Source organism: Cellulomonas sp. P5_C5, assembly GCF_054049655.1.
In genome coordinates, this window is record NZ_JBFULY010000036.1 from 15,277 (window position 1) to 39,964 (window position 24,688).

The window sequence follows — 24,688 nt, forward strand, 5'->3', positions numbered from 1 at the left end:
GACTCATCCGTGCCTTCTGGAGATTCCTCACGCCGATCAGCGTCCATCGCCGCCCCCTAGCGGACATTTGCCGCCGGTCCGGACAAACCGGGCCCCCGTCCGACGGTACTCGCCGGGCACGCCACGGTGAAAGACCCCGCTAATCCGGCATCTCCGCGCCACCGACGGGCCTTCCTGCGCCGACGAGCACGCAGTGCAGGTCGGGGAGCGATGCCGTGATTCGACGGGCCTGCCGGAACTCAGGAACAGCGGGGTCGAGCCGKGGTCAKCGGTGGGTCAGGTAGCGATCCCGCAGGTGCGCCGCGTACTGCTCGGTGACCTGGGCCGTGGCGCCCCGCTGCCCGCCGGTGCGAACCCGCATCAGGACCACGGGCACCCGCCCGCCGTGGACGTCCCGCACGACGAGCACGCTGACGGGGGACTCGGAGACGGGCTCGCTCTCCACGGACTCGACCTGGTCCCACGGCACCTGGTGGAGGGGTTGCGCGCCGCCCCGCCAGACCTCGATGCCCGTCGGGGTCTCCACCAGCGTGACCTCGAACTGTCGCCTCTTCGGCAGCCGTTCCCGTACGCCGGACGCGGCCATCGCCGCCGCGAACCCCGGCCCCGTCAGGCAGCGCCACCTCGCAGCGCCGGGACGCGCGCGGTCCAGCGCCTGGTTGGTCCGGTGACGCGCCCACGCCGACCGCACCACGAGCCAGGCCAGGAACCCGACGGTGATCAGCAGACCGAGCACCGCGCTGATGACGAGCTCCGTCGACCCCGCATGCTTCCGCAGCTTGATGACGGCGATGCCACCCAGGATGACGACCAGGAAGACGAGTGACCGCACGAGCGGCGCCAGGGTGGACCCGGTCCACACCGGCCGGCCCCGCGGCTCCTTCACTGCCGCGACCACCGTCTCGACCGGGTGCTCGCACGCTGACGCCAGCCGCACCGCGTCCGTCTTCGACAGCCGCCACGCCACGATCGCGCCGTCCGACCTGCGGAGCACCGCGGCCGTCCCGCCGGGCTGGCGGACGACGTGGTGCGTGCGGGGCCGGCGGAGCAACCGGTCGCCGAGTGGTCGCAGGTGGTGCGAGCGGCGCCACCCCGGGGCGACCTCGGTCACGAGGAACGTCTCCATGACGTGCGGGTCGGTGGTGACGAGCCGGATGCCCAGCACGTCGACGCCGTCGACACGCCACGCGGTGAGGGTCCCCTCGTCCTCGTCGACGATGACGTCCGTGGAGGGACCCGCGACGTACAGCCAGCTGGGGTCGCTCACGGTGTGCCCGGACTCGCGGACGAAGTCCACGACGAACCGGCGGATCGAGACGGGCGTCGACGAGGGCACGGCGCGAGGCTAACCGACGCCCCCCACCTCTCTCCGGGGCGATCCACAGCAAGCGTTCGCGGTCCACTGCTCGCCGGTCAGCGGACGATGCCTGCCTGGAGCCGGCCGCCCAGAGGTGCGAGCAGGTCGTCGGCCAGCCGCAGGAAGCTGCGCCGGTCGCCGGACGCGAACGCGTCACCGAGACGGGCGGCCGCCGCTCGGTCCCACGCGCGGAGCCTGCGCAGCAGCCACTTCCCGGACCCGAGCCACTGCCCGTGCGCCAGGAGCAGCAGCTCCGACAGCGCCGTGAACGCCTCGGCCAGGAGGAGCGCGCGCTCTGCGTGGTCGTCCGAGTCGGCGAGGTCGTCGAGCAGGGCGCTCACGGCGTATCGGCGCAGGTCGAGCGCGTGCGTCTCGATCCGGGGGCCGGCCGACAGCACCTCGCCGGCCCACGCCCGGAGCTCGAGGAGCTCGGGCCCCGAGCGCAGGATCACGCCCTCGCTCAGCATGACCAGGATGACCGGGCGGTGCGCGGCGACCTCGCGGCCGGCCCAGGTGCGGTACGCGTCGGGGGAGTAGGCGAACACCTCCACGACGCGCCCACCGTGCTCGTAGGTGGCGGCGAGGCTCGAGCGCTCGCCGTCGAAGGAGTCAGGCGGGCAGAGCAGGACGAGATCGAGGTCGCTGGTCGGCGTGCTGGCGCCGGTGGCGCTGCTCCCGGCCAGCACGGCGCCGCAGGCGGTGGGAAAGCGGCCGGCGACGAACTGGTCTGCGAGCGCTCGGTCGTCGTCGAAGGTCGTCACGCGCACGAGACTAGGACGACCTGCCGACGGGCGAGCGCGACGGTCCTCTAGGGTCGGCGTCGTCGGGAGTCCGGAGGTCAGGGGGCGAGCATCATGGGTCAGGACGTGCAGGGCGACCCGGCGCTGACCGCAGCGATCGCCGTCGCGACCCGGCGTGCCGTCGAGCAGGTGCGCGCGGAGCACCCCGGCCCGTTCTGCGCGTTCGCGCTGGTCACCACCGGCGAGGCGCTGCGCCCGTACCTGAGCGTGACGCTCGACGGCCCGGAGCGGTGGGACCTGGCCGACAGCCCGCTGGCGATCGTCGGCGACGAGCACCTCGCCGCGGTGGAGCCGCTCTACGCCGAGCGTGGCGATGTCGTCGACCGGACGCCCGAGGCCGCGGAGCGCGAGTACGGGCTCCGGCTGGCCTCGATGGAGGCCGCGCTCCGGCTGCTCGACGCCGACGGTCTGTTCGGCACCGGGCAGGCCCGCGAGCGGGTGCTGCTGCTGGTCGCCACGATGCCGCCCGACGAGTCCGACGCCGGTTTCGCCCGTCGGCTCAACCCGCCCGGGCCGCTGCTGACGGCCTGGCTCGAGGAGGCGTCCGAGGGGTACGCGGCAGGCGTCAGCGCGATCGACAGGGACGTCCACCGTGTGGAGCCATGAGCCGGGTTCGCTGATCCAGCGGTTCGAGGTGCTGCACGACCGCGTGTGGCTGCAGCATCCGGTGACCGTCGTGTCCGACGACGGCACGACCTTGGCCGTCCGCCTCGATCCCGGCTCGCGCTTCACGTTCCCGCCGCACCCGTTCGGCCCCCACCCGTGGAGCGCGCACCCGGCGTGGGGCTCCACCGTCGTGCTGCAGCTGCACCGGACCGGCGACCACTACGGGGTCTGGAAGTTCTTCGACCCCGCCGGGACGTTCCTGCACTGGTACGTCAACTTCGAGGCGCCCGTCGTCCGTCGGCGCGACGGGTTCGAGACCGACGACCACGGCCTGGACCTGATCGTCCTCCCCGACGGCCGGCGGGAGTGGAAGGACGTCGCCGACCTGCACTGGCAGCGGGTCAGCGGACGCATCGACCAGGACACCGTCGCCCTCGTGCTGGCTGCCGCGGCCGACGTCACGGCGCAGCTCGACGCGGGTACCCCGTGGTGGAGCCGATGGGACGGCTGGACCCCCTGAGCCCGTCGCGTCGCCCGGTCGCACGGGGTGCGACGATGCGCGGGTGACCGAGGCGGAGCTGTGGGACCTCACGGACGAGCACGGGAGGCGCACCGGCGAGGTCGTGCGTCGAGGGGAGCCGCGCTGGCCGGTGGGCCGCTGGCACGTGGTCGTCGCGACGTGCGTCGTCCGGGCCGACGGTCGGGTGCTGATGACGCGACGTGCGGCGACGAAGGACTTTCCGCTCGCGTGGGAGTTCCCCGGCGGCAGCGCGCTCGCGGGCGAGACGAGCCGTGGGGCTGCCGCACGGGAGCTGCGCGAGGAGACGGGACTCGTCGTCGCCGAGCCGGCTCTCCAGCTCGTCGGGCGGTTCGCCGAGCGCACCGCTCTGGTCGACCTGTACGTCGCCGTCGCGTCGGGCCTCCCGACGGTGCGCCTGGACCCGACGGAGGTGCACGAGGCGGAGTGGGTCACGGTCGGGGAGGTCGAGGGACGCCGGCTGGCGACCCCGTGGCTCGCTCGCCTGACGGCGCTGTGGCCGGGGGCGCGTGCTGCTGTCGCGTCGGCAGTCACCTGACCCGGCACCGCTCCGTGTCGCGGCCGACCGACTCAGCCCACCCTGCGCCAGGTGCACCTCGTCCACGGCGAGCAGCACGACGAGCTGCACGACGAGCTCCTCGAGCTGGGCGACAACATCGCCACTCGGGGCCCGAACCTCCTGGACCTGCCGCGAGGCACCCGGGTGTCGTCCAGCACGACGAACACCTGACAGTCGGGGTCGCCGTCATGGCCGATGACGCGGTGCGCCCATCGGCACAGCTCGCGCGCGCTCAGCTCGCCCTTCGCGAACCTGCGCGCCACCGCCATCGCTCCCGAGCGCGGGGTCTGGGCCAGCAGGACCTGCATCCCGAGCTCGCGTGGTCGAGCCGCCAGAGGGCCGCAGCGTCGGCGAGGAGCTCGGTGGCTTCGGCACGTGTCAGATCGGGCACCGAGCCATGGTCCCGGACCGGCGTGCGGCCGCCAACGACAATGGCGGTGCGCTCAGAGGTCGTCTGCCTGCGTGCGGGACCGGTGGAGCCGCCAGCACGCCTCGGCGAGGGCATCGACGTGGTCGCCACGGAGCAGGCCGCCGTCGACGACTGAGCCGGGGAAGGGTTCGGCGAGGACCGCGAGCAGAGCCGCCCGTACCTCGCCGACGGACATGTCGCCGGTGAGCCGGCCGGCGAGCCGGAGCGCCTCCTTGTCCCAGGAGGAGTCGTCCCAGTGGCTCTCCGTCAGCCACGGTTCCAGCGGGTCGTACCGGACGAACAGCCTGGCGAGCTCCTCAGCCAGCCCGTCCGGGGCTCCGTGTGCGTGCACCGGTCCAGGATGACGGCTGCGTCGTACGGCACGTTCAGAGACTTTCCGTGCACGTCATCCCTCGCCACCGCGGAGACGGCCACTGCGGTCGCCCAACTCCGGACCCAGGTCCGCGGTTCGATCAGGGACACTGGTGGCAGCAACGTGAACGTCGACGAGGAGTCAACCGTGCCCGAGGGAACTGTCCGATGGTTCGACGCCGAGCGGGGGTTCGGCTTCCTCGCCCTCGGGGACGGGGCCGACGACCTGTTCGTGCACGCGTCCGAGATCGTCGGTGACGACGGGCCGAGGCTGCTCCGGGAGGGGCAGATCGTCGAGTTCGAGATGGGCGAGGGCGACCGCGGACCGCAGGCGCGCCGCGTCCGGGTCACGGGCGAGCACGCCCCCGACGCGCTCCTGGGCGTGCTCGGCACGGTCTCCTGGTACGAGCCGGGCAAGGGGTACGGCTTCATCACGCCCGACGGCGGTGGGGCGGAGATCTTCGTGCACAGCTCGGCCATCGTGGGCGGCGGCGTGGTCTCGGACGGGCAGCGGGTGGCGTTCCTCGTCGTCGACGGGGAGAAGGGTCCGCAGGCGGACCACCTGCTGCCGCTCCGCGCGGACGCCGTCGGGCGACCTCAGGCGTCCGACGGGGCGGACGGCACCGTGTCCTGGTACGACGGGGAGAAGGGCTTCGGGTTCGTCACCCCCGACTCGGGCGGCGAGGACCTCTTCGTCCACGTCCGGGCGCTGCCCGGGGGCGTGACCGAGCTCTTCGAGGGCGATCGCGTGACCTACGACGTCGGCACGAGCGACAAGGGGCTCCAGGCTCGCAGCATCCGGCTCGTGGGGAGCACCCCTGCGGCGCCGGCTCGCGGACGGTCCGGCCCTCCGAGGGAGTCGGACGGCCCGGTGCGGGGAGGTGAGGGCGTGGTCGCGCGCTACGACGCGGAGCGCGGGTTCGGCTTCATCACCCCGGACGCGGGCGGCGCGGACCTGTTCGTGCACGTGTCGGTCGTGAGGGGCGCCGAAGCGCTGGAGGAGGGCGACCGGGTCCGGTACCAGGTGCGCCAGAGCGACCGGGGACCGCAGGCCGACGGCGTCGAACGGGTCTGAGCGCGGCTGGTGAGAGCGCGCGAAAGACGTCGCGTGCCGGGGTGTGCGCGCGGATACTGCGCCGGTGACTGGTTCTGCACCGCCTCCGCTGCTGCGACCGCGTGCTCTTCGGGCCGGCGATCTCGTCGTCGTGGCCGCCCTGTCCGGACCGCTGCCCGCGGAGTACCAGCCGAACGTCGAGCACACGGTGGTCGTGCTGGAGCGGATGGGGTTCCGCGTGCGTCGGGCTCCGCTGCTCGAGGTGGGCCGGAGCCGGTGGTGGAGCGCGGCGGAACCCGCAGTGATCGCCGCCGAGCTCAACGGTCTGCTCCGTGATCCCGAGGTGCGTGCGATCGTCGCGAACGACGGTGGCCAGACCGCGTTCGGCTACCTCGACCTGATCGACCTCGACGCGATCCGTGCCGACCCGAAGCCGATCCTCGGCTACAGCGACATCTCGTTGCTGCACCTCGCGCTCTACGCACGCACCGGCCTGGTCGGGTTCCATGCCAACATGGCCACCCCGGGGTTCGGCGGCAGCTGGCAGTCCGCGGCGGCRTCGCGCCGGGCGGAGCTCGAGTCGCTCTACTCCCGGCTGCTGACCGGGACCGAGGCGATCGGTGCGCTGCCCGCGAGCCCGACGTGGGAGTGCTGGCGTCCGGGGCGCGCGGAGGGCCCCCTGATCGGCGGGGTCATCAACCGCATCGCGCTGGTGCAGGCCACGCGGTTCGCGGTGCCGCTCGAGTGGTTCGACGGCGCCGTGCTGTTCTGGGAGGAGATGGGCGGCCTGAGCTCGTACGTGTGGAGCTACCTGCACGTGCTGCGGCACGCCGGCATCCTCGACCGGATCTCCGGCATGGTCGTCGGGATCCCGCGCGAGATCGGTGGGCTCGAGGCGCCCGACGCGTCGCCGACCCTGGCCGAGATCGTCCTCGACGTGCTCGGCGACCGTGACATCCCCGTCCTGGGCAACGTCGAGGTCGGGCATGCCGGCCCGAACCTGCCCATGCCGGTCGGCGTCCGCGCCGGCCTCGACGCGGGACAGCGGACGTTGTCGCTGCTCGACCCGGCGGTACAGCCACGCTGACGGGGCCCTCAGGTCACCAGGCCTCGTCGGTAGGCGTAGGCGACGGCCTGCACCCGTCCTCGCAGGTCGAGCTTGGCAAGGATGCGTGACACGTACGTCGTGACCGTCCCCGGGGCTGAGCACGACGGTCGCGGCGATCCCGCTGGAGGACAGCCCGTCGGCCATGACTGTCGACGAGCACGCCGTCGCAGTCGAAGATGACGAGCTCGATCGGGATCATCGCTGGTCAGGATAGGTGTGTCGCGACCGCCGCCGCGTCGTCGCGCGCATCGCCGGCCGCGAGCGCAGCCAGTGCGTCGCGCGGAGACACCGCCGTCCGTTCGGGGCGGAGGTCGCTGAGCGGCCACCGTCGCCCGTGGCTGATCCAGAGCGTCCGTAGACCAGCGGCGCTCCCGCCCGCGATGTCGGCGGCCGGGTCGTCGCCGACCATCCAGCAGCGGTCGCCGACGGCTGCTCCCAGCCGCCTCAGCGCCAGGGCGAAGATCGCGGCGTCGGGCTTGCGGACGCCCGCCTCTTCGGAGACGCACCAGCCGTGCACGACATCGGCGATGCCGGTGCGCCGCAGCTTGCCGACCTGGGTCTCCGTCCGTCCGTTCGTCACCACCATCAGGCGCCAGCCGGTGGAGCGCAGGGTCTCCAGGTGCTCGACGACGCCGGGGAAGGCGGACGTGTGCAGCGGGAGCTGGTTGCGGTAGTCCTGCCAGAGCCGGTCAGGTGGTCCGGCCTGCGGGAACCGCTCGCAGAGGGCGTCGAAGAACTGCTCCCGCTGCGTGACCGCTCGGTCGAGCTCCTCGATCCAGACCCGCTGATCGCCGGGCAGCGACCACCGGTCGACGAAGGACCGGGCCCACGCCGCGAAGCCTGCCGAGCGGTCGACGAGCGTCTCGTCGAGGTCGAGCAGCGCGATCATGGGCCCGGTCGTCGTCAGGACGCGGTCACGACCCCGTGATGGCGGTGATGATGCCCTGCTGGGTCACCGTCGCCGAGCTGCGGTCGAACAGCGCGAACCCGAACTGGCCGTTCCAGCMGTTGTCCCAGTACGCGGTGGCGGCACCGTACTTCTTCGCCGTGGTGACCAGCGTCCGGGCGTAGTCGGCGCGGTACTTGTTGTTCGTCGAGTCGAAGTTGGTCTTGTCGATCGAGCCGTACTCGCCGATGAACACCGGGTACCCGTTGACGACGAACTTGTCGTACATCTTCTTCAGCTGCGCGTCCATGAAGTCCTGCTGACCCCACACCGACTTCTTCGCCGCGTTGGTCGCGTTCGGACCCCACTGCGTGATGGTGCCGTCCTCGGTGCCCGTGAAGTCCCACGGGTCGTAGTAGTGGGCGGAGATCATGAGGCGCTTCTCGTTGCTGGGGATGGCCGACGAGCGGTACTGGTCGGTCGGGATCGCGAAGCCGTAGTTGCCGGTCGTGTAGTCGATGTTCGTGTTCCAGCCCGGGACCAGCAGCCAGCGGGAGGCGTTGTTGCCGCCGGTCTGGCGCACGGTGTCGACGAAGACCTGGTTGTACGCGTTGATGTTCGAGTAGCACGGCTGGGTGGGTGCGCCGTACTGCCCGTCGAAGTTCTCGTTCATCGACTCGAGGATCAGGCGTCCGCCGTAGCCCTTGAACGTCGTCGCCACCTGCTGCCAGACCTTCTGGTACTTGGCCTTGATCGTGTCCTGCCCGGACGCGTCGCAGATGAGCCACGAGCCGCTGACGCCCTTGTAGCCGTCGCCGTGCATGTTGATGACGACGTTCAGGCCGCGGTCGTAGGCCAGGTTCACGACCTGCTGGATCCGGGCGAGCCAGGCCGAGTCGACGGTGTAGTTCGGCGCGGAGCCGATCTTGCCGAGGTAGGAGACCGGGATCCGGATCGTCGAGAAGCCGGACGCCTTGACCCGGTCGATGAGGGCGCCCGTGATGACCGGGTTGCCCCACGCCGTCTCGCTGGGCACCCCGTTGACGTTGGCTTCGAGCTGGTTTCCCAGGTTCCAGCCCTTGCCCAGGTCGGCGACGAGCTGGGCGGCGCTGCCCGTGATCGGTCCGGTGGTCGGCGTGGGCGTGGGCGTCGGGGTGGGGGTCGGCGTGGTCGTCGGCCGCGGGGTCTGGGTCGGCGTCGGCGTCGGCGACGTCGTGGGAGTGCTGGTCGGGGTGACCGGGCTCCCGGTGCACGCGACACCGTTGAGCGTGAACGCGCTCGGTGCGGGGTTGCTCCCGGCCCACGAGCCGTTGAAGCCGAACGACGCGGTGCCGTTGGTCGCGATGTTCCCGTTCCACCCGGCGTTGCGCACCGACACGGCCGCTCCGGACTGCGTGACGGAGCCGTTCCAGAGCTGCGAGACGGTCTGGCCTGCGCCGAAGGAGAAGCGCAGGTCCCAGCCGGTGACCGCGTCGCCCAGGTTGGTGACCTTCACGTCGGCTCCGAAGCCGCTCTGCCACTGGTTGGTGACCGTGTAGTCGACGCGGCAGCCGGCAGCGGCGTTCGCCTGGCTGGTGATGGCGACCGAGCCGGCGACGGCGACCGCAGCCGCCGTGGCGAGGGTGAGGACCTTGCGAAGTGGGTGCACGGGAGGGATCCCTCTCAGGGAAACGGGACCGCGCACGGATCGCGGCGACGCTGGCAACGAAGGGGCTCAGCCCATCAGACGAACGTCGTTCGCGCAGCGGTGTGAAGCGATTCACGCAAGCGGTTCCCTGCGCTGCCACCCGCAGGAACGTGTTCGGGGTGCATGTGCGGCGAGGGCCGCCGGTCGGGTGACCGGCGGCCCTCGCCGCACTGCAGGAGCGAGCTGATCAGGCGCAGGGCGCCCCGTTCACGGTGAAGCCCGTCGGCGGGGAGTTGGTGCCGCTGTACGAGCCGTTGAAGCCGATGCTCGTCGAGCCGCCGGCGGGGACATTTCCGTTCCACGCCGCATTCGTCACGGTCACGGCCGAACCTGTCTGGCTGTACGTGGCGCTCCACCCCTGCGTGACCGACTGGTTGCCCGGGAAGCTGAACGCCAGCTTCCACGACGTCCAGGCCGTCGACCCCGTGTTCGTGAGGGTGACGTTCGCGGTGAACCCGGTGCCCCACGAGTTCGCCGAGTACGTCACCTTGCACGCGCCGGGCGGTGTGGTGGCGGTGGGCAGGGTCCGGAAGGCGACGGAGGTGGACCCCGGCGAGACCTGCCCGGCGGTGTCCTTGGCGCGGATCGCGAACACGTGGTCCGTGTCGGCGGTCAGCCCGGTGAGCGTCGTCGAGGTGGTGGTCGAGGTCGCGACCACCGTGGACGTGCCGTTCTGGAGGCGGAGGACGTCGTACCCGGCGACGCCCTTGTCGTCGGTCGAGGCCGACCACGCCAGCGTGGCGCCTGTCTGGGTGATGCCCGACACGACCGGGGCGCCGGGTGCGGTGGGCGGCTGGTCGGTCGTGCCGCCGGTGGTCGTCACGCTCGTCGACGGGGACGTCGCACTCAGCTGCGCGCCGTTGTGCGCCATGACGACGAACACGTACGACGTGCCGGCACGCAGGCCGGTGACCGTGGCGGACGTCGTGGTCGACGTCGCGACGACCTCCAGCGAGTCCCCGGCGACGCGCACGACGTCGTACCGCGAGATCCCGCTCTCCGCGTCCGTGGACGCGGTCCACGTCAACGTCACGGAGGTGTCGCCGACCGCGCTCGCCGTCGGCGTGCCCGGCGTGCTCGGCCGCGTGGTGTCGACCGGGGGCGTGCCGCCCGCGTGCTCGGCCGCCCAGCTCGCGAGCCACGCCAGCGCCGAGTTCCAGTTCACCGCGACCTCGTTGACCGAGTACGCCTCGATGTGGTCGACGAAGCACTTCTGCGGCGCGCAGCCCGCGGCCTGCGCCGCGGCGATCGGGTCCTGGAGCTCGCTGTTCGGACCGCCCGAGAACGAGCCCGGGGGCGCGATGGGCAGCGACGCGTTCGCCTGGTGCGCCCAGAACCGGTGGTGCACGTTCTGGACCGCCTTCTCGCCGTAGCCGGCGATGTAGGACTGGTTGAGCGGGTTGCGGCCCTGGAAGTAGTCGAGCGCGGCGTACACGCCGGTGCGGTACTTCGCCTGCCCGGTGAAGTCGTACGCGAGGGCCAGGGCGTTCGCGTTGTTGGCGACCTGCCCGTTCGAGCCCCAGTAGTAGACGCTCCCGGCGTTGTTGGGCGCCGGGTACGCCTGGCTCGTGGCGCGCGCCAGGGCCGCGTCGGCGAACGTCACGATGGCCGCGCGCGTGGCGGCCACGTCGGACGACGGGAGCCCGGTCGGCACCAGCGCGAGGGTCGTGTCGCCGAGACCACCGGTCCAGCCCCAGTCGTACCCGCGCTGCGCGAAGCTGCCGCCCCTGTACAGCGACGAGCCGGTGACGTCGGCGCGGTACGTGTCGGAGCCGGTCGTCGCGTAGAGCTCGGCCGCCGCCCAGTAGAACTCGTCCGTCACCGAGGTGTCGCCGTAGGCACCACCGCCCGTGCCGTCGGTCGCGGACGCGATCCGGTTCGGGTTCGCCTTCGCGGCGGTGTACGCGGTCTGCGCCGCCGCGAGGGCCTTGGCGGAGAACGTCGGGTCGAGCGTCTTCCACAGCCGCGACGACTGCGCCGCCACCGCGGCCATGTTGAGCGTCGCCGCGGTGCTCACCGGCGACAGGAGCCGGCGCTGACTGTCCTGCGCGGGAATCGTCGGCAGGGCCGTCCAGTTCTCGTCGTGGATCTTGTGGTGCACCATCCCGGCGTCCGTGCGACCGGCCGGCACCTGCATCCGGAGCAGGAACTCGACCTCCCAGCGCGCCTCGTCGAGGATGTCCGGGGCACCGTTGGCGCGCTCCGGGATGGCCATCGTGCCGTCGGCGAGCGCCGCCTTGTCGGCTCCCGTCACGTACAGGGTCCGCTCGTAGGCGTTCTGCAGCTGCCACGTGGCGATGCCGCCGTTGACGACGTACTTGCCCTGGTCTCCCGCGTCGTACCAGCCGCCGCGCACGTCCAGGCTGTAGCCGCACGACTGCCGGCACGGGACGCTCGTGTCGCCCTGGTTCGGCGCGACGCCCAGGTGACCGGCCGCGCGCGCGTAGGTGCTGCCGACGTACTGGGCGTCGATCGCGATGCCGCTGCGCTGGTGGTAGAAGAACGCGAGCGCGTCGTACCGCAGCCTCTTCACCGGGTCGGCGGAGATGTCGAACGGGTAGCTGCTGGCGTTCGCGGCGGACAGCACGTAGCCAGATCCAGGTGTGTCGAACGTCGAGAAGTCGATGAGGTGGGTCGAGTCGCCCGACAGCGCGTCGGAGCCCTTGACCGTCGACTGGCCCGACGCGACGACCGTCCCGGCCGCGTTCCGCAGCGTCCACGCGACGGGCGAGGTCGACGTGCTGACGAGCGTCGCGACCTTGGCGACACCGGGGACGTAGGCGACCTGGTTGACCTTCACCGGGGAGCCGGGATCGGTGGCGGCGGCGGCGACCTGCGGCGCGGCGACGAGGCCGGAGACCGCCAGCGCAGCGGCGACCGCCAGGCCGGCGGTGCGCCGCCGGGGGAGCCCGTGGCGACGGTGGGTACTCGGTGACATGGCGGTCCTCTGCTGGGCGAGCGACGTGGGTGGACGGCGATCACCACGCACGGCGACATCCCGGCGCTGGGACGGCCGTCGTAGGGAGCGCTCGAGCCACGGTAGGACGGTCCGTGTCTCCTTCTGGCGCGCTACAGAAAGCGGAATCGATTAGGCGAGCGGTCGGCAGAGGGTGTCAGAGAGCGCTTCGTACCGCGTGGCGCACGTAGACCACACCGTTGGCGAACCGTCGGTGGTCCAGCAGCTCCAGGTCGAGCCGTACGCCGCGCGGCAGCGCCGGCTTGCCGCCGCCCACGAGCACCGGGCACAGCAGCAGCACGCACTCGTCGACGAGCCCGTGCCGGAACGCCTCCGCCCCGAGGGTCGCGCCGCCGACGCTCAGGTCCGCGCCGGACGCCTCCTTGAGCCGTCGTACCGCCTCKGGGTCGAACTKCCGCTCGATCCTCGTCCGCGCCGTCGACACGGCGTCGAGCGTCGTGGAGTAGACGACCTTGTCGGCGTCGCGCCAGATCCCGGCGTACTCGCGGACGACGGCTGGTTCGTCCGTCAGCCAGTCGTCGTCCTCCCAGACGCGCATCGTCTCGTACATGCGCCGGCCGTAGAGCGACGTGCCGATCTGCCGCTCGTGCTCGTTCCAGAACGCGTGCACCGCCTCGTCGGGTACCGACCAGTCGAAGGAGCCGTCCTCGTCCTCCAGGTAGCCGTCGAGCGAGGTGTTCGCCGCGTAGATCAGCTTGCCCATGCGTCTTCATACACCCCGGTCGACCGGAGGACATCAGTCCAGGTGCTGCTGCCGGTCAGTCGTGCGGCGCGGCGTAGAGACGTGACGCGGTGCGGACCAGGCCGGCGACGCCCGACGAGACGCTCTGCGGCGGCCAGGCGATGACCGTCCTGACGCGCGGGGCGTCGGAGACCGGCACGACCGCCAGCCCGTCGCGCACGTTGACGCGCGCCGACTCCGGCATCACGAGCGCGGCGCGGCCGAGCCGCACGAGCTGCAGCACCTGCGTCAGGTCGCGCAGCTCGGGACCTGGGCCGTCCGGGTAGGTGCCGTCGAGCCGAGGCCAGCGCGGCGGGGGCAGGTCGGGGATCGACGTCGCCTCGGCGACCGTGAGCGAGGGCGCGCGGCTCAGCGGGTGGCCGGCAGGAAGGATCGCCACCTGGTCCTCGACGTTCAGCGTGTCCACGTCGAAGCCGCTGAGGTCGTCGAAGGGCTGGTGCAGGATCGCGACGTCGGCGCGCCCGTCCCGCAGCATCGGCGCCTGGTGGCCCGGCGGGCTCAGGAGCACCTCGACGTCGACGGCATCCGGTTCGGCGGCGTACGCGTCGAGCAGCTTGGCCATCAGCTCGCTGGACGCGCCCGCCTTGGCCGTGAGCACCACGGACGCCCGGCCGGCTGCCGCGACGGTGCGGCGGGTGCGCCGCTCGGCCGCCTCGACCGCGGCGAGCGCCGCCCGACCCTCGCGCAGGAGGGTCTGTCCGGCGCTCGTGAGGGTCATGCCGCGGGGGGAGCGGACGAACAGGTGAGCCCCGAGCCGGCGCTCGAGCTGGGCGATGGCCCGCGACAGCGGCGGTTGGGCCATGCCCAGGCGCTCGGCGGCGCGGCCGACGTGCGACTCCTCGGCGACGGCAATGAAGTAGCGCAGCTCGCGGGTCTCCACGCGGGCAGCGTACGCCCGTGGCCTCGTGTCATATCGGTGCGGTATCGCGCTGCACCCGATCGGTGTTGGAGCCCGCGGCGAGCCGACAGCACGATCGACGCATGTCAGAGAACAAGAAGACCGCTCTCGTCACCGGCGCGAACAAGGGCATCGGCTACGAGATCGCCGCCGGGCTGGCTCGGCTCGGGTTCCGCGTCGGCGTCGGCGCGCGCGACACCGGCCGACGGGACGACGCCGTGCAGAAGCTCCTGGCCGAAGGCCTCGACGTCTTCGGCGTACCGCTGGACGTGACCGACGACGCGAGCGTCGCCGCCGCCGCTGCCCAGCTGGAGCAGCAGGGCGGTCTCGACGTGCTCGTCAACAACGCCGCCATCACCGGCGGCGTGCCGCAGGAGCCGAGCAAGGTCAGCGCCGACCAGGTCCTGCGGGTCGTGGACACGAACGTCGTCGGCGTCATCAGGGTCACCAACGCGATGCTGCCCCTGCTGCGCCGCGCCGGGTCGCCGCGCATCGTCAACGTCTCCAGCACGGTCGGATCGCTCACCCTGCAGACGGCGCAGGCCGAGGCCGTCGGCCCGGTCTCCGCCGCGTACTCGCCGACGAAGTCCTACCTCAACGCCGTCACGGTCCAGTACGCCAAGGAGCTCGCCGGGACCGGGATCCTGGTCAACGCCGGGTGCCCCGGGTACGTGTCGACCGACCTCAACGGCCACCGCGGCACCCGGACGCCCGAGGAGGGCGCCGCCGTCTTCCTCGAGCTCGCCACGCTGCCCGACGGCGGGCCGAACGGCACCTTCCGCGACGACGCGGGCGCGCTGCCCTGGTGACGCGGTGACTTCTGACCGTGACGCCGAACGGACCCTCAGAGGTAGGGAGCGAGGGCTGCGGCGCTGCGCCGGTGTGCCTCGGCGCCCGCGGGGTCGCGGGCGCTGGCGCACACGTTCGCCTCGCGCTCGAACCGTTGGACGGCCAGCTCCAGGAGGCTCGGGACGCGACCTTCGTGATACGGGCTGCCTTCCTTGAACTCGGCGTAGTCGGCCCACCCGAGGACCCTGCGCAGCGCCCGCGCCTCCGGGCTGTCGGTGGTGTCGAGCGCCGCGAGGTCAGCCCGGATCCGGCCGAGCGTCGGGGCGTCCTCATCCATGGCGCCATCCTGCCGGACGCGACCTGGACGGTTCTGAGTCGTCCACATCCTCGGACACCTCTCGTCGAGTGGTGCCGGACCTGAGAGGTTCGGGCCGTGACCGAGGACTACGAGCTCCGCGACGCGACGCCGTCCGATGCCCGGGCCATCGCTGCGTTCCAGACCGCGTGCTGGCGTGAGGCCTACCGCGGTCTCGTGCCGGACGCCTACCTCGACTCCGTCGGCGAGGGCGGGCGGGAGCGACGGTGGCGTCACGCCACCACGAATCCCCAAGCCGTGAGCCGACGACCTAGGGTCGGTCGTGAAAGGGCTGGGGGGCCGATGGAGAGACAGTCGAAGGCGGGACCTGAGCGGGATCGGGTCGACCGACGGGATGCGGGGAGCGGAGCGCAGTCACCACGGGCCGATGCCCCGATGCACCCGGTGCCCGTGGCGGGACTCGTCGTCGGTCGCGCTGACAGCCCTGAGGAGCAGCGCGCAGACGTGCGGGCCGTCGACGTGCTGCCGATCGACCGGTTGAGACGGTTCGCCGCGACTCGGTCACAGGGAACCATCCGCCGCGTCGTGCTGGACGACGCCGACACCGTCGTGAAGCTGGAAGGCCCCAGCTGGGACGGCCTCACGCCGGCTCAACGCAACCTGGGCGCGGCCTGGATGCGTGAGCGCCGGGTCTACCGGGTACGCGATCTCGATCACCTGATCGAGAGCTACATCGCGACGGGCCGGAAGCCGCCGGCCATGAAACGGCCGCGGTCCTCCTCCGACCCGGACGAGCCGCTCCCCAAGCGGCGGCGCCTCTCCCCAGGAGAGGAGCTGAGCAGCGTCGTGGAGGCGCTGTGGGCGGCCGTGCAGAGCTGRCAGTCGGACGCTCAGAAAGACGGGGAGAGCCTCGCAGAAGCAGTGTCGAAAGCCCTCCAGAAACCGTGGGAGGCCCTTCGTCTGCAGTCGGGCACCGGTGGTGACAACGCCACCAAGGTGGCACTGGAGGTCACGTTCCGACGCGTCAAAGGTGTGATCGCCGTGACCTTCCCGCAACGAGAGAAAGTCGTCATCTTCCTCAACCGGCCGGCGTTGCTCTCGGCCAAGAAACAGGGCCAGGTGCTCGTCTCGTCGGTCCTGCACGAGTTCGTCCACGCACTGCAGAACTCGCAGATGCCTGACGAGCTCAAGGACGGCAGCAAGAAGGACGACGCGTGGATCTACAACGCCGAGACGGTGGACGCGGTCGAGCGTGAGGCGCTCCTGACGCTCCCACCACCCCGCCGAGGACGCGGGACGGAAGAGGACCGGCGTGAGGCCGTGTTCGTGCGGGTGCGGGACGACGCAGAGAACAAGGTGACCAAGGCCCCCGCCTACGCGCTCAGCCAGGCGTTGCGCGAGATCGAGGCGCACTCGATCGAGCTCGAGTACGCGATGCAGACGGGCATCGACGACCTGGAGGTCAAGGAGCCGGGTGACGAGACTCCCTACCTCACGCGCACCGTCATGGACATGAACGACTACGTCAGGATCGCGAACCGCGCCCTGGACGAGCTGAATCGCCGCGGCGAGGCGCAGATTCTCACGTACTGGGCCGGCTACCTCGAGAAGAGTGTCGACCGAGCAAAGCGCGCCCTCGTCGACCTCAAGTCGGACCTCGAGATCACCGAGCTCGTCACGGAGCCGACGCCCGCGAGCGCGACGTCGCCGCGCCGCGGGTCCGGGTCGCGGTCACCGTCCCCGACGCCGGGAGCCGGGTTCACGCTCTCGTCGAGCTCGACGCCGAACCCGAGGCACTGACACCAGACCTGGGAGAGCCAGGACTGGTCGTCGACGACCCTGGAGGAACCCAGCGGATCTGTCCGGAGCGCGGCGCGCGTGTCGCGAGGGCTGGACAGCGAGATCCCGAGCGCGCGATCATCACCACCCCGCTCAGACGATGGCCCCGACGCGCCGCGAAGCGTCGATCCACATGCGCAAGCCGCGAACCGGCCCCCGGCAGCTGTCCGTCCTCACCCTGCGGTTCGACGTGGTCGACGACCGGCCGGACTGGCCCGTCGTCACCCTCCTCGTGGACGGGACCGACCCCGTTGGACGCCACTCCAGATCCCGCGTCCTCGCCGAACGCGCGTGGCACGGGTTCGCCCCTGCCACGGTGCTCGGTGCCGACTCCCCGTTGCTGCCGGTGGACCTCGGGCGGCGCGTGGCGGTGTGCTGCTGCTCGTGCGGGTACGCCGGCTGCGGCGCGATCGCCCCGTTCGTGATCCCGTCGCCCGACCGACGGCGCGTGTCGTGGATCGACTTCCGCGAGTTCGGTGCGGGCACGTTCGACGGACCACTGCGTGCGACCGAGACGTACGACGGTGACCCCTGCGGCCTCGGCGACGTGCACTTCGACCGTGCGCAGTACGTGGCAGAGATCCAGCGGGCCTCCCGCGACCTTTCTTGGGAGACGCCGCGCCGGCGCGCTGCCCGCCTGCTCCACGAACGGCTCGAGCCCGAGGCGCTCGTCCTGCCGCCCGGACTGACCCTGTCGCTGGTCGTACCGACACCGAGCGGCTCCGGCGTCGGGCTGCTGTTCGAGCAGGTCGTGCGCTCACCGCAGCGCGAGGTGCGACACCGCTGGCTCGACCTGCACAGCGCGGCCGACGACCCGGTGCGTGCGAGCCAGGACATGGCCCGGCAGCTGCTCTCCACCGACCCGCGGGACTGGCTGCGGGAGTTCGGCCGCGCCGACTGACCCGAGGTCGCCCCGTGGACCGTAGCCAGTTGACGCCGCCGCGGCCGTTTCGGCGAGTGCCCGCGGGAGGATGCCCGGTATGGATCCGACCCGACTCGATGATGACGCGCTCAAGCGACTCGTTCGTCTCTCAGACAAGGGGGATCCGCCCCCATGGACGTCGTCGGTGGAGGGTCGGGATCTCACGTCTGGCGACACCTTCATCATGATCGGCGCAGGAGGCGACCGCCGCGAGGACCTGTATCTGACACGCGACAGCGGACCGGCAGATGCTGCGTGCCATGACTTGATCGCCGAAGCGCGCAACGCGCTCCCGATCCTCATCGCGGAGATCCTGCATCTCCGCTCAGAGCTTGCCGCCAAGCAGTAGGACGCACGGCTGCTCCGAGCGAGAAGAGGGTCGCGCAAGTGTGCTCGCCCTTCACCTATCGGACGAGCCGCCTGCGGGGGACGGTCACACCGGCTCGAGGAGCTCCAGACGGTTGCCGTGCGGGTCGTGGCTGTGGAAGCGCCGCATGCCGGGGAAGTTGCCGTCCCAGTCCACGGGGTAGCCGGCCGCCGCCAGGCGTCGCGCCCAGTCGTCCAGGTCGGTCACGAGCAGCCCCGGGTGCGCCTTCCGTGCGGGCCGGAAGTCCTCGTCGACGCTGAGGTGGAGCTCGATGCCAACGCCGCGAAACCAGCATCCGCCGCGGGCGGCGAGCACGGGAGGCTTGGGCACCTCCTCGAGCCCGAGCACGTCGCGGTAGAAGACGCGGGAGGCGTCCTCCGAACCGGGCGGGCACATGAGTTGGACGTGGTGGATCACAGATCGGTCCCTCCGGGTGTCTCTTGACGTCAAGATACCCGGATGGGCGAGAGGCGGCGGGAGGGGACCGCGCGTGCTGCCGCCCGCAGCGCTTGGGTGCAAACCCACACATCGACCTCACGGCTACCCGAAGTCGACGCGACGAAGATCGATCTCCGAGGGGGCGGCCGGTCGCGTACATGGCCCGAATGGTTCAGCCGACGGTACGGGCTCCCGCAGCCTGGCAGAACGCCACGACAGCCGCGACGACTGCCCGCAGCTCCTCGATCGATCCGGCGAACGTCGTGAAGACGTCGGGGTCGGGTGCGGCGCCCAGGATGCGCCCTCCTCGTGCGACCGGCGTGAACACCGTCTCGACCCGCTCGCCGTTCCCGTCGAGGAACACGGCCGCACACCTGCCCGCGGGGGCGGAGCGCAGCTCGATCAGGTGCAGCTCCACGAGCTCGGGTTCCGGCGTGTGCTCGGAGCCGGCAACCGGCTGCGCTGCGCGGCTCGTCGGAGCTCCCTCCGCGCGAAGCAGCCTGGCCAGCTCCGMACCTMGCGCCTGTGACTCGCGTTGCAGGGTCTCCCATGACGAGGGCTCGGGTTCGCTGACTGCGCGCAGGTTGGCCCAGATACCTTCCAGCGCCGACTGAACCGCAGGATGGGAAGCCAGGACCAGCTCAGCACCGGCATCGTTCAGGTCGAGGTCCGCCACCTGCTGCTGCGCCCACCAGTCGGCTGCGTCGTGCGGCTGCCGTGCGGCCCACTCCGCGTCCTGAGCGTCACCGCCGCCGACGGACCTCAGGGCGTAGATCACTGCCGCGACCGCGTTCTCGCACACCTCTCCACCCTCCTCGCCCTCGTCCCCGGAGAGGAGACTCTCGAGCTCGGACGACGTGTCGGAGCGCGCATCGTCGGACCGTCGAGCAGAGCTCCACGCTTCGTCCACCGAGGCTCGCAGCGTCAGAAGACCCTCCGCTCCCAGCGGGCCCGGCGAGCTCTGGACGGCGGGGATCAGAAGCTCCGCGCACGCAGCAGAGAAGGCTGTGCGCGCCTGCCACGGAAGAGCCGTCAGCTGCTCGAGCAGCGCCGGCTTGTCGTAGGTCAGCATCGGGTCACACCTCAGCTCGGTATCCAGAGAGACGTACCCGGTCTCAGGGCTGGCCGTCGGTCTCGACGACGATGACACCGGGCATGGCGAGGGCCCGCCAGTGTTCCAGGTCGGGCTCGGTGCCGGTGAGCTCGGCCGCGAGCAGGGTCCAGGCGGTCCCGTGACCGACCAGCACCAGATCCCGCCCGGGGCAGGCGGCGACGAGGTCGCGGACCGCCTCGACGACACGGCGGCGCGTCTCGGAGAGCGTCTCCCAGCCATCGCGGGCCGCCGTGTCAGGCTGCGCGAACGCCTCGAACATCGCGCCCTGGAAGTCGTCGACCCAGGCGCCCTCACCCCGGTCGTGCTCGCGGAGGTCGTCGATGACGTCGACGTTCCGGCCCGCCAGCAGGAACGCGGTACGCGCCGCCTTGGGCTCGGGCGAGGTGAACCACGCAGCGTCGTCGGACCATGCCGCACGAGCGGCCAGTTCTGCGACGTCGCGCTCGTGCTCGGGGTCCAGCTCCCACCCCTGCGCCGGCGTCCCGGGGACGACGACAGGCCGACCGTGCCGGATCAGATACACGACCACACCCGGAACGGTAGCGGTGCGGCCCCGTCGCAGCTGCCTGTCAGGCACCCGTCGGGTACACCTCGACGCCCCGGACGACGAGCGCGACGCGTCCCCCGTCGATGCCGCGCGGCGGCTCGCCTACGACCTCGACGAGCACGATCGACCGCTGTCGCGGCGCCGAGGGTCGGCACTCGAACGAGCCTGGAGGTGGTCACGCGCGTCGCCCGAGTCACGCCGAGACAACTAGTTGTCCTCATCCTCAGTGCACAGGATCACCAGGGGCGGGCTGGGTCAGGCCGAGCGGGTCGCGCACCAGAGCGTCCAGCGGTCCTGCTCCACGACCGGCCCGTCCGGTAGGCGCCCACGTAGCTCGGCCACGAGCTGCACGAGCTCGTCGTCGTCGAGCTCGTGCAGCAGCGAACGTCCGGTTCGGGCGCCCACGTCGGCGAGGTAGGCGTCGCGGCGGGGGTAGCGCCTCCGCTCCTCCCACAGGGTGCGGACGGTCGGCGCGTCGAGGCCGGCGGAGGCCATCGCGTCCCGCAGGGCGCCGTCGTCCGGGCGCCGACGGATCTCGACCTCTCGAAGTCGAGGGAACACCTCGAAGAACCATCCGCGCGGGTGCTCCGGCGACCCGGGCTGGTCGACATCCTCCATCGTCCGGTCCTGCACCAGGTAGCGCCCGCCCGGACGCAGCAGGCGGTGCGCCTCAGCCACGACGGACCGCAGGTCGGGCACGTGGTGGACGAGCGCCCGGGCGAAGACGACGTCGTGGCTGGCTCCGGGCAGACCCGTGGCCGTCGCGTCGCCCACGCGCAACGCGAGGCCCGCAGGAGCGTCCACATGCGCCGCCTCAAGGATCGGGATGCTGGAGTCGACGCCGATCACGGTTGACGCGCCGAGCCCCAGCCACGCCCTCGAGTACGTGCCACCACCGCACCCGACATCGACGACGGTGCACCCCGTGGCGTCGAGGAGGGTGGTGATGGCCCGCCCCCAGGCGGGGTCTGCGTCACGGCCCGAGTAGGTGCGCGCATTCGCGGGATCGTGGAAGTCCACTGGCATGACGAGCTCTCCTTGTCCGGGCCGCTCGCCATCGACAGTCCGGGACCACCGATCCGGCGAGTATCTCGACGTCAAGATACTCAGCCTCGGCGGACACGTGCGGTGCGAACCTACAGGGGCTGTGCCGCGAAGCCTCTCGGCGCGGTGGTCTTCCTCCAGCCGAAGTGTCGAGGTGGTTGTAGGAACCCACCAGAGCTCCGGATCCTCAGATCGACGGTCGCCCACCACGGCGGCGGGCGTGCCGCGTCGACCTGGCAGCTGCTGGGACTCGGGCGCGACGGTCTCGAGCGTCGACGGTGCGGAGATGGTCAACCGCGCCGATGGTGACGACGGCGCGGTCGTGGACGTAGCCGTCCCCACGGAGCGTCGTCCTGGCGACCCTCGCCGCTCGCGCGTCGACTGGGCGCGGTCCGGCCCACGCCCCGGCGCGCCGGGTCACGGCTGCCCCTGGTCCCAACCGGCCCCGTCGTCGAGCGGACCGAAGAGCGCGTGGGCGCGTCCGAGGTCGACGCCGTGCTCGCCGGTCCACCATCGCGCCGGGTAACGCCACTCGCGCCTGCCGCGCTGCGCGGGCTGACTCGCGTTCTCCTCGTCCCAGGTGACCCACGCGTCCGACGGCAGCGGCCGACCCGTGCGCAGCACTCCCACGCGGGCGAGCTGCTCCAGGACCGCGACGCGTTCCCACTTCGTCGACCGGTACACGCCGATCCCGCACCGTCCGAGCTCCGTGAGCTGTGCCTGCGGCCCCAGCGCAGCGACCGCCGCGATCAGTGTGTGCAGGGGCGCGGTGTCGACCGGGTGCCTCGGCGCGCCCAGTGTCGCGGCCGGCGTCAGCTCGGCGGGCACTGCATCGTCCGGCTCGCGACGGCGCCCGCAGACCTCGCAGTTCGCCTCGTTGAACTGCCGCGACGGCGTGAAGTCGTGCGCCGGGAGGTGGCGCAGTGCCGTCCACGCGGGCCACAGGCCGCGGACCTCCAGGTCGCGCGACGTCAGGCTGTCCACCCACCAGGCGCGCAGCGCCGACTCGTCCGCGGCGGCGACCAGGGCGCGTGTTGCGTCGACGGCGTCTGCGTGGTCCACGCGGACGATCCTAGAGACCGGCGGTGAGCCACGTGACTGGTTCATCCACTTGCCTTCAGCCGGAACGCGAGGCGGCGGGGCGCCTGCACGCGATAGCTGTCCGTCACCAGCTCGGCAACCTCGACCCAGTCCGTCTCGTCGTCCAGCACCATTCCCACGACATTCTCACCCCAGTCGGCCCGGAAGAACGGAGGGCCGGCATGCGCCAGCGCGGCCAACTCCCCGGGCGGTGCCCTGAAGGTCATCAGGATGGCCGGATGGTCCAGATCGATATACGCCGACCGCCTCTCGTCGGTGGTGTAGACGTGCAGGAACGTCCGCCGGCGAATCCGCCACCGCAGGCCGATCCACGCCGGCTCCTCGTACGCCTCGGGCAGTTCCCCGCAGATCACCCGGAGCCGGCCCACAACGGCGGGTGGAACGTCCGCGATGTCGCTCATCTGTACCTTCCCGCGCCCATCCTCCCCGCCGGGTAGGACATCAGCACATCAGAGTCTCCGGGGTTGGCGGGGGCCGCGCCGACGTCATCGGACTATCGGGCCCAGCTCGGAGGACCTGCGTCACGACGACCGACCGGTCCGAGCGCAGACGAGACTCGGACAACTCCCAAGGGATCTGAGTGTCTTCCAGCTGGCAGGCCTTCCGGGGTCGTGCCCCGCTCCGGGAATGTGCTGGCCTCTCGCAAGGTTGAGCCCAACAGACTCAGGTTCGGCCCACCCGAGTTTGCGCGGAGCGACAACCCGACGCAGACTTGAGCCAGCCGGACTCAAGAGCGAGACGACACACCCCCAGTACGACACGAAAGAAGGCACACACATGGCACGAGCAGTCGGCATCGACCTGGGCACCACGAACTCGGTGGTCTCTGTCCTCGAGGGCGGCGAGCCCACGGTCATCGCCAACGCCGAGGGGTCGCGCACGACGCCGTCGGTCGTGGCGTTCTCCAAGACGGGTGAGGTGCTGGTCGGCGAGATCGCCAAGCGCCAGGCCGTCACCAACGTCGACCGGACCATCACGTCGGTCAAGCGCCACATGGGCACGGACTGGTCGCAGGCTGTCGACGACAAGAAGTACACCGCGCAGGAGATCAGCGCGCGGGTGCTCTCCAAGCTCAAGCGTGACGCGGAGGCCTACCTGGGCGAGCCGGTCACGGAGGCCGTCATCACGGTTCCGGCGTACTTCAACGACGCCGAGCGCCAGGCCACCAAGGACGCGGGCGCCATCGCGGGCCTGAACGTCCTGCGCATCATCAACGAGCCCACCGCCGCCGCCCTCGCCTACGGCCTGGAGCGCGGCAAGGAGGACGAGCTCATCCTCGTCTTCGACCTCGGTGGCGGCACGTTCGACGTGTCCCTCCTCGAGGTGGGCAAGGACGACGACGGCTTCTCGACGATCGAGGTCCGCGCGACGTCCGGTGACAACCGGCTCGGCGGCGACGACTGGKACCAGCGCATCGTCGAGTTCCTCATCTCCGAGGTGAAGAACTCCACGGGCGTCGACCTGGGCAAGGACAAGATCGCCGTGCAGCGTCTGCGCGAGGCGGCGGAGCAGGCCAAGAAGGAGCTGTCGTCCGCGACGAGCACCAACATCTCGCTGCAGTACCTCTCGATGAGCGAGAACGGCCCGGTCCACCTGGACACCAAGCTGACGCGCGCGCAGTTCCAGCAGATGACGCAGGACCTGCTCGACCGCACCAAGGCGCCGTTCCAGTCGGTCATCCGCGACGCGGGCATCAAGCTGTCGGAGATCGACCACATCGTGCTCGTCGGCGGCTCGACCCGCATGCCTGCGGTCACCRAGGTCGTCAAGGAGCTCACGGGCGGCAAGGAGCCCAACAAGGGCGTCAACCCGGACGAGGTCGTCGCCGTCGGTGCCGCGCTGCAGGCCGGTGTCATGAAGGGCGACCGCAAGGACGTCCTGCTCATCGACGTCACCCCGCTGAGCCTCGGCATCGAGACCAAGGGCGGCGTGATGACCAAGCTCATCGAGCGCAACACGGCCATCCCCACCAAGCGGTCGGAGATCTTCTCGACGGCCGAGGACAACCAGCCGTCGGTGCTGATCCAGGTGTTCCAGGGCGAGCGTGAGTTCGCGCGGGACAACAAGCCGCTGGGCACGTTCGAGCTCACCGGCATCGCGCCGGCGCCGCGTGGGGTGCCGCAGATCGAGGTCACGTTCGACATCGACGCGAACGGCATCGTGCACGTGTCCGCCAAGGACCGCGGCACCAACAAGGAGCAGTCGATGACGATCACCG

General features: G+C 71.4%; 26 protein-coding genes. 11 read left to right on the forward strand and 15 right to left on the reverse strand.

Annotated elements, in window-relative coordinates; translation table 11 throughout:
• Positions 1–265: 265 nt before the first annotated feature.
• Entirely contained in the window at positions 266–1,336 is a 1,071-nt protein-coding gene (locus ACXJKF_RS19985; protein ID WP_456789477.1) for a hypothetical protein, read from the reverse strand.
• 77 nt (positions 1,337–1,413) lie between these two features.
• Entirely contained in the window at positions 1,414–2,118 is a 705-nt protein-coding gene (locus ACXJKF_RS19990) for a hypothetical protein (RefSeq protein ID WP_456789478.1), read from the reverse strand.
• 93 nt (positions 2,119–2,211) lie between these two features.
• Here ACXJKF_RS19990 and ACXJKF_RS19995 point away from each other — a divergent pair, with 93 nt between their 5' ends.
• From ACXJKF_RS19995 to ACXJKF_RS20010, 4 genes are read left to right on the forward strand one after another with little or no spacing between them, the layout of a single operon-like run.
• Complete coding sequence (locus ACXJKF_RS19995) at positions 2,212–2,763, forward strand: DUF4303 domain-containing protein (protein ID WP_456789479.1); 552 nt, start codon at positions 2,212–2,214, stop codon at positions 2,761–2,763.
• Positions 2,750–3,283 (forward strand): DUF402 domain-containing protein, encoded by a 534-nt coding sequence (locus tag ACXJKF_RS20000; RefSeq protein ID WP_456789480.1) that lies wholly within the window; start codon positions 2,750–2,752, stop codon positions 3,281–3,283. The genes ACXJKF_RS19995 and ACXJKF_RS20000 overlap by 14 nt, the downstream gene beginning before the upstream one ends.
• 43 nt (positions 3,284–3,326) lie before the next feature.
• On the forward strand, positions 3,327–3,839 hold the full coding sequence (locus ACXJKF_RS20005) for an NUDIX hydrolase (RefSeq protein ID WP_456789481.1): 513 nt from the start codon (positions 3,327–3,329) through the stop codon (positions 3,837–3,839).
• Between the two features lie 51 nt (positions 3,840–3,890).
• Positions 3,891–4,031, forward strand: coding sequence for a hypothetical protein (locus ACXJKF_RS20010; protein ID WP_456789482.1), 141 nt, complete (start codon positions 3,891–3,893; stop codon positions 4,029–4,031).
• A gap of 272 nt (positions 4,032–4,303) precedes the next feature.
• Here ACXJKF_RS20010 and ACXJKF_RS20015 read toward each other — a convergent pair whose 3' ends face one another.
• A complete protein-coding gene (locus ACXJKF_RS20015) occupies positions 4,304–4,621 on the reverse strand; it encodes a hypothetical protein (RefSeq protein ID WP_456789483.1) in 318 nt (105 codons plus the stop codon).
• A gap of 168 nt (positions 4,622–4,789) precedes the next feature.
• Here ACXJKF_RS20015 and ACXJKF_RS20020 point away from each other — a divergent pair, with 168 nt between their 5' ends.
• Both ACXJKF_RS20020 and ACXJKF_RS20025 read left to right on the forward strand, forming a co-directional pair.
• The gene (locus ACXJKF_RS20020; protein ID WP_456789484.1) at positions 4,790–5,716 is read left to right on the forward strand and encodes a cold-shock protein; all 927 of its coding nucleotides are present in this window, start codon (positions 4,790–4,792) and stop codon (positions 5,714–5,716) included.
• 64 nt (positions 5,717–5,780) lie between these two features.
• Positions 5,781–6,782: a S66 peptidase family protein gene (locus tag ACXJKF_RS20025; protein WP_456789485.1), complete on the forward strand. Its 1,002-nt coding sequence runs from the start codon at positions 5,781–5,783 to the stop codon at positions 6,780–6,782.
• A 226-nt stretch (positions 6,783–7,008) separates the two neighbouring features.
• Here the strand turns inward: ACXJKF_RS20025 and ACXJKF_RS20030 are convergent, their stop codons facing one another.
• From ACXJKF_RS20030 to ACXJKF_RS20050, 5 genes are all read right to left on the reverse strand, one after another.
• Complete coding sequence (locus tag ACXJKF_RS20030; protein ID WP_456789486.1) at positions 7,009–7,692, reverse strand: HAD family hydrolase; 684 nt, start codon at positions 7,690–7,692, stop codon at positions 7,009–7,011.
• A gap of 25 nt (positions 7,693–7,717) precedes the next feature.
• Positions 7,718–9,337 carry a cellulase family glycosylhydrolase gene (locus ACXJKF_RS20035; protein ID WP_456789487.1) on the reverse strand — a complete coding sequence of 540 codons (1,620 nt, stop codon included), beginning with the start codon at positions 9,335–9,337 and terminating at the stop codon, positions 7,718–7,720.
• A 226-nt stretch (positions 9,338–9,563) separates the two neighbouring features.
• Positions 9,564–12,314 (reverse strand): glycoside hydrolase family 9 protein, encoded by a 2,751-nt coding sequence (locus ACXJKF_RS20040; protein ID WP_456789488.1) that lies wholly within the window; start codon positions 12,312–12,314, stop codon positions 9,564–9,566.
• A gap of 175 nt (positions 12,315–12,489) precedes the next feature.
• On the reverse strand, positions 12,490–13,056 hold the full coding sequence (locus ACXJKF_RS20045; RefSeq protein ID WP_456789489.1) for a dihydrofolate reductase family protein: 567 nt from the start codon (positions 13,054–13,056) through the stop codon (positions 12,490–12,492).
• A gap of 55 nt (positions 13,057–13,111) precedes the next feature.
• On the reverse strand, positions 13,112–13,975 hold the full coding sequence (locus ACXJKF_RS20050; protein WP_456789490.1) for a LysR family transcriptional regulator: 864 nt from the start codon (positions 13,973–13,975) through the stop codon (positions 13,112–13,114).
• Between the two features lie 101 nt (positions 13,976–14,076).
• Between ACXJKF_RS20050 and ACXJKF_RS20055 the strand changes: the two genes are divergently transcribed.
• Positions 14,077–14,802 carry an SDR family NAD(P)-dependent oxidoreductase gene (locus tag ACXJKF_RS20055; RefSeq protein ID WP_456789491.1) on the forward strand — a complete coding sequence of 242 codons (726 nt, stop codon included), beginning with the start codon at positions 14,077–14,079 and terminating at the stop codon, positions 14,800–14,802.
• A 35-nt stretch (positions 14,803–14,837) separates the two neighbouring features.
• On the opposite strand, the gene ACXJKF_RS20060 is transcribed toward ACXJKF_RS20055, so the two are convergent.
• Entirely contained in the window at positions 14,838–15,119 is a 282-nt protein-coding gene (locus tag ACXJKF_RS20060; protein ID WP_456789492.1) for a hypothetical protein, read from the reverse strand.
• Positions 15,120–15,533: 414 nt separating this feature from the next.
• Between ACXJKF_RS20060 and ACXJKF_RS20065 the strand changes: the two genes are divergently transcribed.
• From ACXJKF_RS20065 to ACXJKF_RS20075, 3 genes are all read left to right on the forward strand, one after another.
• Positions 15,534–16,898, forward strand: a complete 1,365-nt coding sequence (locus ACXJKF_RS20065; protein ID WP_456789493.1) for a hypothetical protein — start codon at positions 15,534–15,536, stop codon at positions 16,896–16,898.
• Between the two features lie 172 nt (positions 16,899–17,070).
• The gene (locus ACXJKF_RS20070) at positions 17,071–17,838 is read left to right on the forward strand and encodes a hypothetical protein (RefSeq protein WP_456789494.1); all 768 of its coding nucleotides are present in this window, start codon (positions 17,071–17,073) and stop codon (positions 17,836–17,838) included.
• Positions 17,839–17,917: 79 nt separating this feature from the next.
• Positions 17,918–18,208, forward strand: coding sequence for a hypothetical protein (locus ACXJKF_RS20075; protein WP_456789495.1), 291 nt, complete (start codon positions 17,918–17,920; stop codon positions 18,206–18,208).
• A gap of 84 nt (positions 18,209–18,292) precedes the next feature.
• Here ACXJKF_RS20075 and ACXJKF_RS20080 read toward each other — a convergent pair whose 3' ends face one another.
• The 6 genes from ACXJKF_RS20080 to ACXJKF_RS20105 form a co-directional block, all read right to left on the reverse strand.
• Complete coding sequence (locus ACXJKF_RS20080) at positions 18,293–18,643, reverse strand: VOC family protein (protein ID WP_456789496.1); 351 nt, start codon at positions 18,641–18,643, stop codon at positions 18,293–18,295.
• A gap of 193 nt (positions 18,644–18,836) precedes the next feature.
• On the reverse strand, positions 18,837–19,736 hold the full coding sequence (locus ACXJKF_RS20085) for a hypothetical protein (protein WP_456789497.1): 900 nt from the start codon (positions 19,734–19,736) through the stop codon (positions 18,837–18,839).
• Between the two features lie 43 nt (positions 19,737–19,779).
• On the reverse strand, positions 19,780–20,307 hold the full coding sequence (locus ACXJKF_RS20090) for a histidine phosphatase family protein (protein ID WP_456789498.1): 528 nt from the start codon (positions 20,305–20,307) through the stop codon (positions 19,780–19,782).
• Between the two features lie 273 nt (positions 20,308–20,580).
• On the reverse strand, positions 20,581–21,351 hold the full coding sequence (locus ACXJKF_RS20095) for a class I SAM-dependent methyltransferase (RefSeq protein WP_456789499.1): 771 nt from the start codon (positions 21,349–21,351) through the stop codon (positions 20,581–20,583).
• A 435-nt stretch (positions 21,352–21,786) separates the two neighbouring features.
• Positions 21,787–22,431, reverse strand: coding sequence for a hypothetical protein (locus tag ACXJKF_RS20100; protein ID WP_456789500.1), 645 nt, complete (start codon positions 22,429–22,431; stop codon positions 21,787–21,789).
• Positions 22,432–22,472: 41 nt separating this feature from the next.
• Positions 22,473–22,871, reverse strand: a complete 399-nt coding sequence (locus ACXJKF_RS20105; RefSeq protein WP_456789501.1) for an MmcQ/YjbR family DNA-binding protein — start codon at positions 22,869–22,871, stop codon at positions 22,473–22,475.
• 376 nt (positions 22,872–23,247) lie between these two features.
• Between ACXJKF_RS20105 and dnaK the strand changes: the two genes are divergently transcribed.
• Positions 23,248–24,688, forward strand: a 1,441-nt coding sequence (gene dnaK, locus ACXJKF_RS20110) for a molecular chaperone DnaK (RefSeq protein ID WP_456789502.1), incomplete at its 3' end; no start/stop codon positions are given.

Excerpts from the sequence above, each read along its gene's own strand:
- ACXJKF_RS19995 (WP_456789479.1), top strand. The coding sequence starts at position 2,212 with ATGGGTCAGGACGTGCAGGGCGACCCGGCGCTGACCGCAGCGATCGCC.
- ACXJKF_RS20030 (WP_456789486.1), bottom strand. The coding sequence starts at position 7,692 with ATGATCGCGCTGCTCGACCTCGACGAGACGCTCGTCGACCGCTCGGCA.
- ACXJKF_RS20040 (WP_456789488.1), bottom strand. The coding sequence starts at position 12,314 with ATGTCACCGAGTACCCACCGTCGCCACGGGCTCCCCCGGCGGCGCACC.
- ACXJKF_RS20055 (WP_456789491.1), top strand. The coding sequence starts at position 14,077 with ATGTCAGAGAACAAGAAGACCGCTCTCGTCACCGGCGCGAACAAGGGC.
- ACXJKF_RS20060 (WP_456789492.1), bottom strand. The coding sequence starts at position 15,119 with ATGGATGAGGACGCCCCGACGCTCGGCCGGATCCGGGCTGACCTCGCG.
- ACXJKF_RS20070 (WP_456789494.1), top strand. The coding sequence starts at position 17,071 with ATGCGCAAGCCGCGAACCGGCCCCCGGCAGCTGTCCGTCCTCACCCTG.
- ACXJKF_RS20075 (WP_456789495.1), top strand. The coding sequence starts at position 17,918 with ATGGATCCGACCCGACTCGATGATGACGCGCTCAAGCGACTCGTTCGT.
- ACXJKF_RS20095 (WP_456789499.1), bottom strand. The coding sequence starts at position 21,351 with ATGCCAGTGGACTTCCACGATCCCGCGAATGCGCGCACCTACTCGGGC.
- ACXJKF_RS20105 (WP_456789501.1), bottom strand. The coding sequence starts at position 22,871 with ATGAGCGACATCGCGGACGTTCCACCCGCCGTTGTGGGCCGGCTCCGG.